Origin of the sequence: Kribbella sp. NPDC023855, from assembly GCF_040639475.1 — a bacterium.
Taxonomy (GTDB): Bacteria; Actinomycetota; Actinomycetes; order Propionibacteriales; family Kribbellaceae; genus Kribbella.
On record NZ_JBFAAA010000007.1, the window covers coordinates 334,847 to 342,548 of the forward strand.

General features: G+C 63.7%; 11 protein-coding genes. 1 reads left to right on the forward strand and 10 read right to left on the reverse strand.

From position 1 onward, the window contains the following. Positions 1-46: 46 nt before the first annotated feature. The 8 genes from AB0F51_RS25565 to AB0F51_RS25600 form a co-directional block, all read right to left on the reverse strand. On the reverse strand, positions 47-1,108 hold the full coding sequence (locus AB0F51_RS25565) for a tetratricopeptide repeat protein (protein WP_360284082.1): 1,062 nt from the start codon (positions 1,106-1,108) through the stop codon (positions 47-49). Positions 1,109-1,217: 109 nt separating this feature from the next. Beyond that, complete coding sequence (locus tag AB0F51_RS25570) at positions 1,218-1,403, reverse strand: hypothetical protein (protein ID WP_360284084.1); 186 nt, start codon at positions 1,401-1,403, stop codon at positions 1,218-1,220. A 304-nt stretch (positions 1,404-1,707) separates the two neighbouring features. Next, on the reverse strand, positions 1,708-1,929 hold the full coding sequence (locus AB0F51_RS25575) for a hypothetical protein (protein ID WP_360284112.1): 222 nt from the start codon (positions 1,927-1,929) through the stop codon (positions 1,708-1,710). Between the two features lie 160 nt (positions 1,930-2,089). Further along, entirely contained in the window at positions 2,090-2,401 is a 312-nt protein-coding gene (locus AB0F51_RS25580) for a hypothetical protein (protein ID WP_360284086.1), read from the reverse strand. 144 nt (positions 2,402-2,545) lie between these two features. Continuing rightward, entirely contained in the window at positions 2,546-2,959 is a 414-nt protein-coding gene (locus tag AB0F51_RS25585; RefSeq protein WP_360284088.1) for an RICIN domain-containing protein, read from the reverse strand. A gap of 112 nt (positions 2,960-3,071) precedes the next feature. After that, positions 3,072-3,716 carry a hypothetical protein gene (locus tag AB0F51_RS25590; protein WP_360284090.1) on the reverse strand — a complete coding sequence of 215 codons (645 nt, stop codon included), beginning with the start codon at positions 3,714-3,716 and terminating at the stop codon, positions 3,072-3,074. Positions 3,717-4,123: 407 nt separating this feature from the next. Then, positions 4,124-4,639 carry a ricin-type beta-trefoil lectin domain protein gene (locus tag AB0F51_RS25595; RefSeq protein WP_360284092.1) on the reverse strand — a complete coding sequence of 172 codons (516 nt, stop codon included), beginning with the start codon at positions 4,637-4,639 and terminating at the stop codon, positions 4,124-4,126. Positions 4,640-4,808: 169 nt separating this feature from the next. Beyond that, entirely contained in the window at positions 4,809-5,078 is a 270-nt protein-coding gene (locus tag AB0F51_RS25600) for a hypothetical protein (RefSeq protein WP_360284094.1), read from the reverse strand. 207 nt (positions 5,079-5,285) lie between these two features. Here AB0F51_RS25600 and AB0F51_RS25605 point away from each other — a divergent pair, with 207 nt between their 5' ends. Further along, positions 5,286-5,564, forward strand: a complete 279-nt coding sequence (locus AB0F51_RS25605; protein WP_360284096.1) for a hypothetical protein — start codon at positions 5,286-5,288, stop codon at positions 5,562-5,564. Positions 5,565-6,166: 602 nt separating this feature from the next. Here AB0F51_RS25605 and AB0F51_RS25610 read toward each other — a convergent pair. Together AB0F51_RS25610 and AB0F51_RS25615 are read right to left on the reverse strand one after the other, a co-directional pair. Further along, positions 6,167-6,910 carry an SDR family oxidoreductase gene (locus tag AB0F51_RS25610; protein WP_360284098.1) on the reverse strand — a complete coding sequence of 248 codons (744 nt, stop codon included), beginning with the start codon at positions 6,908-6,910 and terminating at the stop codon, positions 6,167-6,169. Positions 6,911-6,989: 79 nt separating this feature from the next. Continuing rightward, the gene (locus AB0F51_RS25615) at positions 6,990-7,235 is read right to left on the reverse strand and encodes a WhiB family transcriptional regulator (RefSeq protein ID WP_360284100.1); all 246 of its coding nucleotides are present in this window, start codon (positions 7,233-7,235) and stop codon (positions 6,990-6,992) included. Positions 7,236-7,702: the final 467 nt, after the last annotated feature.

The window sequence follows — 7,702 nt, forward strand, 5'->3', positions numbered from 1 at the left end:
TCCTCAGATCGTTGGCGGGGACAGACGGCTTCGGCGACTTGGAGGCTTAGTTCTGTACGCCGGACCGGATCGCGTCCAGAGCGGTGCGAGCGGCAGAGAGTGTCGGATGCTGGGGCGAGACGACCCCGCTCAGGATCTGAACGCAGTCAGCCAGGTGGCCCTCCGCTTCAGCGGTCCGGCCGACGGAGTGCAACACCGTGCCGAGGTTGTGGAGCGTGATGGCGAGCTCAGGATGTCGGGAGCCAAGAACCGCCCTCTTGATCTCAGTCGCCCGCACCAGGTTCCTTTCGGCGGTCTCGAGGTCGCCCGCGGCGACCGATACCGCCGCGAGGTTGTGCAGGACAACGGCAACCTCACGATGCACCGACCCGTACACGCGTTCGTAGCTGACGAGGACTTCACACAAGATGGATTCCGCCTCGGCGTACTCCTTTCTGGAGATCAGGATGGCTGCGAGCGCTGCACGGTCAGCTGCTGTCTTCAACGAGCTTTGGTCATCCACCTGGGAGCGAACAGCCAGCCCTCGCCGTGCGACCGCCTCGGCCCTGCGGTGATCTCCGGTTGCATGCGCCAGGCCGGCGACGTTGTGGAGAATGTCGGCCGCGTACGTGCTGTCCGGACCGACCTTCGCCTTGACGATCGCCATTGCCCGACGATAGGTACGGCGCGCTTCGTCGAACTTGCCGGCGTACTTGTAGGTGATTCCGAGTTCGTTGAGGATCGGCACCACCTCCCTCGCGCCGCGCCCGAGGTGTGTCGAGGTCAAATCCAGGATCCATCGCAGCTCGCCCTCCGCCTCGTCGTACCGTCCTGCGCGCCGAAGTGCCCGCCCAAGCGTCACGCACGTGGACTGAAGCAGTCCGTCAGGGTTGGCGGCGGCCAAGGTGCTTTTCGCCGCGCGAAGGATCGAGACAGCCTCGATGGGGTTCCGCGTCTCCATGACGAGGGTTCCCTCGATCAACAGGCTGTTGGCCAGGACGGCAGGCGAGACGTCGGCGCAGTGTGCCAGGAGTACAGCTTGACGCGCTCGGCGCAGTGCTCGTTCGGGCTTTCCGGAACGACGCAGATCTGCTGCGTCGTTGAGGATGTCGAGGATGGTTGTACTCACAGCGATCACCCCGCGGGGTCTGATGGTGGACTGTGCTGTCCGTGCGCACAGGAGTTCGACTCGCTCGGGACCACCTCACGAGGTGGCCCCGAGTGTCGCCGGTAGCGGATCAGAGCGAGAACAGAACCTCGTTGTGATTCGTTGCGATACCGCGCTCGGGCACGACCTCGTCGCGGTTCGCCGTGACGTCGCGGTCGAGCAGTACCTCGTTGTGATTCGTCGCGATGCAGCGCTCGAGCAGCACCTCGTTGTGGTTCAGCGCGACGCCGCGCTCGAGCAGTACTGGGGCGCACATTTTCAAACTTCCCTTCTAGTTGGACGACCCTCCTATGAGTGGTACGCAGCGAACCGCGTGCTCGGTTTTCGCCGGCCGACACCGGTCGACCGGCCAGCCAGTTTGTCTTCCGGTGGCGGCGTAAGTGGCTCTCGTCCCGGCAACTGCGCGCGCCCTAACCTTGAGACACCGCACAGGGAGCATGGATCTCGATCCAAGCCGAGGGCGGTGCGATACAGAGGGCCTGGGTCTCTATACCCGGGTCCTTTGCTTGTTTGCGTCGGCATAGTGCGATCCGCCGACTCCGTGTGCTGCAAGCCCAGTTTCAGCCCTCGGTCTCCAAGTGATCGACCACGTCTCTCACGGTCTCGGTCCATCGTGGGTGGTTCAGGACGTCCGCAGGGATGAGTCCATGGTCGTGGAGGATCTCCATTTGGATGCGGAGCGGAGCGGAGAGACGGCTCGGGTCGAGGATGACCAGCGGTTTGGAGTGCACGCCGAGGGCCCATCCCGCCCATACCTCGAGCATCTCGTTGACGGTCCTGATGCCTCCCGCGTCCGCCGCGGACTACTTCCACACCGGGCGGTGTGATTCCAACGCGCTCATCTTGGGCTTCGGTCACCTCACCAACGCCAACCTCACTCGCGGCCTCGCAACTGTCAGGCGGGAGCTCTCGTCCAGGACAACACAGACCTGACAGCTCGGCTCAACTCAGGAAAACTCGCGCGGGCCAGAACCAAGCGGATGACGTGCTTCCATCACCCAACTCCTCGCCTATCTGCCGTGCCGAGCACTGGTCTTCCATGATCACCGCTGCTTGCGTCGGCGACAGCCACCGAAAGTGCTGGGCCACCTCACCCACTTCGCTGACGAGATTGAGGATCAACGCAGCCGGTGTCGAGGCGCGCTCCCATCCCCGCAACTCGGCGAATCGCCGGAGGCGGCGGCTCAGCTCAGCTTCAGGTGAGCATGTCTCGCCGCTCTGCGGGACGGCCTCGCCTGGCTCATAGCTGTCCATCACTACGGCACCGTATCGCTTGGTGCAGCGGGCGGGCGCAGGTGCAGGGGTAACCGGTACGCCCGCTGGATCTGGGTTGGCCCTGGTCAGGATCCGCGATGTCTGAGGTACTTCAAGCAGTACGCCGATTCAGGCGGATCCGGATCACAGGTTGGGTGCTGCCTCGAACAACTGATCGTTGCCGATGCGGAACGACTCCAGGAGGAGGGGCGAACTGCCCTTGGCGGCGCTGATGGTGACGTACTTCCTGCTGAATCTGTTCTTCAGTCGGTAGCGAGTGCCGAGCTCGAGGTCCTTCTCGAGGATCCAGTGCTGAGACGGCGATCCGTCGAACAGAGTGGTGACCAGCGCGATCCCGTCGGCAACAGAATTCCCCGACAGGTCCAGGTAGAGATGCATGTCGCCGCCCAGCGGATCGCGCTGGCGGACGACGTACGTGCCTGGGAAGGTGGACGACTCGATGAAGGTCCAGTTGCCACCCTCCAGTGATGTCGTCGAGCCGGCGCCGACCGCCCGGTTCTCCCCTTGGCCGAACCACTTCGCCGGCGGCGAGGACACGGAGACAATTTGACTGTCCGTGGCCGCCTCCGCCGGCGACGCCGCAAGGACGAGCCATCCAGCAGAGAGGAGGGCGCACAGCGCGCGCGATTGAGTCTTCAGCATGGTGAGTTCACCTGAGTCGAGGCTTGGCAAAGACGGCGTCGCCGCTTCGTCCGATTGCGGACCAACTGTCGCCGAATCCCTCGCCTCTGGCGTCCCCCTTCGTGGCGTCCTCGATGAACCAATAGAGAGGCCAGCCGCTGTAGGTGAGCTGTCGATGGCCGTCCGCTCGCTGGACAGTGCCGACAAGCTTCGCGTCGATCCCCGCGGTCAGGGTCACCTTGGCGTCGTCCACAACCACCGGCGGCCAGGTGATGGGGCAGTCGTCGACGCAGTTGACCCTGGACGGCTCGTTCGCGTCTCGCTCGAATCGATAGACCGCCTTGCCGTTCGCAGTGAGGATCTCGAACGACCCACCCGGAATGTTCACTATCGATGTCTTCACCGGGATGAAGGCCTGACGCCGCAAAGCGAGCCGAGCGGGTGCTGCTTTCAAGGGCGGTACCGTCTCGGGCGGTTCTTGCCGCGTGGCGTGATCCGAGACTGTCGGGCGATCCGTCCGTGAGGCACCAGTACCGTCACTGCCGCTCCCATCGCAGGCTGTCAGTCCAAGTCCAATCGCTGCGGTGAGGACGGCGGCCAACACTGTTCGGGCAGTGGTCACTGAACTCCCCCTTGTCATCAGCGGCTTCATGTTCGTCTGCAGTACGTGCACAGCGCCAGGTTCAGTTCGCGATGGCTGTCGGGTATCGGCGAATGCCACCAAGAACCAACGCCGCGTCCGGTTCCGTACCGCCTTGGAGAGCGCCGGGCTCCCGCATGATCTCCCGTACCGGTCGTGCGCCCGCTGCGGCTTCCCCATTCCCGTTGACGATCTTGTCGACAGCGACTTCCGCCCTCTCTACCGCAGTAGTTGCTCTGACGAGACCCCGCCAGAGCCGGCCAGCTAACCCTCGCCCGGATCGATGGCTGACTCATCCACACGACCAGGTCGACGCGGCAGTCGGCAAGGTCCTCACGAAGACCACCGCCTGACACTGCCGCCTCGACCTGGTCTGCACCCGGCGACGAACGTTCGGCTGATCGAACAAGTTGCCTTCGCTCAGCAACCTGAGCTTCGCCTCACAGGACCTTCTTGAAGGCGAGGTCGCCCGTCGTGCTCTGGGTCAGAATGGCGCCGAATTCCTGATCCGAGGGCTTCTGGATGTACTTGTGGCTGTACAGGTTCTCCAAGCGGGTACCGGTGTACCGCCACTTCTGGCTGAGCGTCCCGTCGCAGGCGCGAATTACGATCTTGGCGCCGGTCGACGTGGAGTCGTTCTCGACATCGAGGCACTGGCCGATGGTGGTGAAAACGCTGGCCTCCAAGAGGAAGCCGGCACTCGCGTCGCTACCAACCTGCCGCCACCGCTGAAGCTGGCCGTTGTTGTCAGTGGCCAGCGTGACCCTGACATTGCTGGCGTTCTTGCTCACGCTGGCGATCAGGCCGAACTGAGAATTGGTCGACTTGATTTCCACCGGGGTGGCGGCCGCGGCGGCACTGCTGGGGAGCGCTGACGCCATCGACAAACCACCCACAACGCTGCTGGCGACGAGAAGTGTGCCGACAGCACGACGAATTGCGGAAACTTTCTTCATGTTCATACTCCATCACCGTGGACTGAAAGTTAACGGATCGAGCGGGATTAACTGACTCACTCTCGTCCAAGGGAAGAACTTCCCTCGCCTGTCATTACGCACCGGTACATCGATCGGTTCTGCGCCTGACGGCGCGTGGCAGTGGGCTGAGCGGGCGAGAGAGCTGGCCTCACCGCGCGCGTGGCGAAGCGAGGCGGGTGACCAGTGCGTACAGATCGGCGACACACTTGACTTCGAGCAGCTCGCGATCGCCGGCCAATAGCGTGCCGTACAGCTCTTCGACGATGACCAGCATCTCTACGCGCTCCAAAGAGTCCAGCTCGAGATCAGCTAGCAGCGTGTCCGCGACCAGGCAGCGGCTGCCGCCCTTCATCGCTTGGTAAATACCACTGATGTCATCCACGAACTCGGCCAGAGTTGGCACGGTGGCATGGTTCATCCTCTCCTCCTCACTACGATGCACCGAAGTGGCGCGACGGCAAATGGTGGCCGACAACCATCGACCGCGCATGAGGGAAATCCCTCATGTCGAGCGGAGACTGCTGCAGCGCGCCGTCGGACCCCGCCGGCTCTTTGTCGGCATCCGTCAAGGTTCCGTCCTGCGTACTGCATGGTGATGAACCCTCGCTGGAGAACGGCGGAGAGCATGGATGCAGACGACGGGAACACCAACTTGACCTGGGTGCACGATCTGATTGCCAGGAATCCATCGCTTGCGGCGATGCGGTACCGCGTGGTGTTCCGCTCGGGCCTGGTCTCCGTCGAGGTCATCGGGGCATATCGCGAGGCAAGCACGTGGCGTGCCGCGATCAACGGCATGATCCGGCCGTCGTGGACCGACGTCCGCGGCCTCCGCCACCACCTCGTCATCGGCAGCCGTGTCGCCGTCGACGTCGTCCACCCAGCCGACTCGCCCCGCCGATGAACTGTCGGCGGACCTCGAACATTCATCGCCAGCGGCAACGAACTCGGCTCAGCCGGAACCCTGAGATCGACTGCCAACCACAAGACGATGTCCGCTGTGACGTCGGGGAGAAGAAAGGTGCCGATAGCAACGGAACTTCGCTCGCCCCTCATCCATCCCTGGTAGAAACCTCCAGGCGGTGCGGGTGACTACCCCTTTATGGTAGGTGTGACTCGCGGCCGGCGGGTGTTTCGCGCAGCTCAGCCTCGGCCCAAGCGCCTTCGGCTAGGGCTGTAGCGTCCAACGCCATCGTGTGGCTTTCCGACCAGTCGAGCGCAGCGAGGCCAATGGTGCCGCCCGCGCCACCAATCCGGCGGCAGCTGCGACAGTGAATGGCCGCTGAAAGGTACCAGGGCGGGACGACTGTCGACCGGCCGCCCGGCGTACCGACAGCTTTGCGCGCGCGGTCTGGCACAGGGCCAACAGATGCCCCATCACGCGGAACTCGAGATCCACTGGCACTGACGCCCCAATCCTTCACCACGGAGGGTTGTTCGGCCGAGATCCGCAGCTCCGGCACCCCCGCGATCCCTGCAATGGTGGTCTCGGTGAAGGAGGCCGTGTCAAAGCTGTGTGCCACCGCTGACGTCGATGCACTGGCCGGTGATCCACCGAGAGTCCTCGGAGCACAGGAAGCCAACCACGTCGGCGATGTCGGCCGGCTGCCCGATCCGCCCGAAGACGGAGAGCGAAGCGAGCACGCGTGCCGTTGCCGGGTCGGCGAGCATTGGTTCGGTCATGGAGGTTTCGACGAGCCCCGGAGCGACGGTATTCACGGTGATTCCGCGCGGTGCGAGCACTGTGCTCAACGCCAGTGTCATGGTGTTCAGGGCGCTCTTTGTCATCCCGTAGGCAACCGCGTCTGGCGACGAAACCCTCGTGACAGCAGAGGAAATGTTGATGATCCGGCCATCGTCGCGCAACCTGCCCAGGCCCAGCTGGATAATGAAGAACGGCGCGCGAGCGTTGATGGCGACGAGCTGGTCGAATGTTTCGACGTCCAGGGCAGCAAACGGACCCATCACCGCAGTACCGGCGTTGTTGACGATGATGTCGACTACTGAGGCCTCGGCGTCGTACGCCTGCCATAGTGCCTCCGCGTCGCCCGGCACACCGAGTTGTGCCCTCACGGTGAACGCGGATCCGCCCAAGGCTTCGATCGCAGTGACCGTCTCCTCTGCCGCCAGTTCGTCGTGGCCGTAGTGAACCGCCACGCGCGCACCCTCACGCGCAAGCCGCATCGCGATCCCTCGTCCGATGCCACGGCTTCCTCCAGTGACCAGGGCCACCTTGCCGACCAGACTCATCACCGGCTCCTCTCAGCCTTGCACGTCTGAAGCTCAGTACGCTGAGGATGACGCCATCGGATCGCAACGCGCGAGATGATCAGGAGTTTTGTCTGGCAGCCCTGCGGGTGCGGAGGACCAGTCGCTCCATCTCGCTGGTTCCGCCCCAGACCCCATGAACCTGACCAATCTCCAAGGCCCAGGCCAGGCAGCGCTCGGTCACCGTGCAGCGACCGCAGATCTCCTTCGCTTCTTCGATCTGCTCGTAGGCGAGGTCACTGCTGCCAATCGGAAAGAACAGCTCGGGATTCTCGCCTAGGCACGCACACTGCGCACGCCAATCCATTTGCTCACAGCTCCTTCTGGGCACCGGGGATTACCTGTAGGCACTCATTGACTGGCCGCTCACGGAACCCAGTGGGTTCAACGGGGCAGGGGTGGGCCGGAGAGTGGGCCTGCCATCTTGTGGTCAGGCCCACTCCAAGGCGTGCTTTTACAGCGGCGCGGCCAGTTCAGCCGTCATCGCAGACCTATTCTGAAACGCCATGGGCCGGGAGGAGCGTATGCCACTCCAACCCACTCACCGGTGACGGATCCGCCAACCATGGCACTACCGAACATGGCATGTGTTGCTTCCGTAAACCCGGAGCTCGACCCGGTCTTGCTGTTCCAACCAGCTCTCACACCGGCTTCGTAACCGAGCACACCAGGGATGCCGGCTTCGGCAACCGCCCAGGAGTTGACTCCATATACCCCATCGAGCCCGCGCTGATACTGACGCCAACGCTGCCCGCCGCCCTGGCCGGGGGAGGC

Bases quoted from the DNA above. Each gene is read 5' to 3' on its own strand.
- AB0F51_RS25570 (WP_360284084.1), bottom strand. From the start codon at position 1,403: ATGTGCGCCCCAGTACTGCTCGAGCGCGGCGTCGCGCTGAACCACAAC.
- AB0F51_RS25605 (WP_360284096.1), top strand. From the start codon at position 5,286: ATGGATGCAGACGACGGGAACACCAACTTGACCTGGGTGCACGATCTG.
- AB0F51_RS25610 (WP_360284098.1), bottom strand. From the start codon at position 6,910: ATGAGTCTGGTCGGCAAGGTGGCCCTGGTCACTGGAGGAAGCCGTGGC.
- AB0F51_RS25580 (WP_360284086.1), bottom strand. From the start codon at position 2,401: ATGGACAGCTATGAGCCAGGCGAGGCCGTCCCGCAGAGCGGCGAGACA.
- AB0F51_RS25600 (WP_360284094.1), bottom strand. From the start codon at position 5,078: ATGAACCATGCCACCGTGCCAACTCTGGCCGAGTTCGTGGATGACATC.
- AB0F51_RS25615 (WP_360284100.1), bottom strand. From the start codon at position 7,235: ATGGATTGGCGTGCGCAGTGTGCGTGCCTAGGCGAGAATCCCGAGCTG.
- AB0F51_RS25595 (WP_360284092.1), bottom strand. From the start codon at position 4,639: ATGAAGAAAGTTTCCGCAATTCGTCGTGCTGTCGGCACACTTCTCGTC.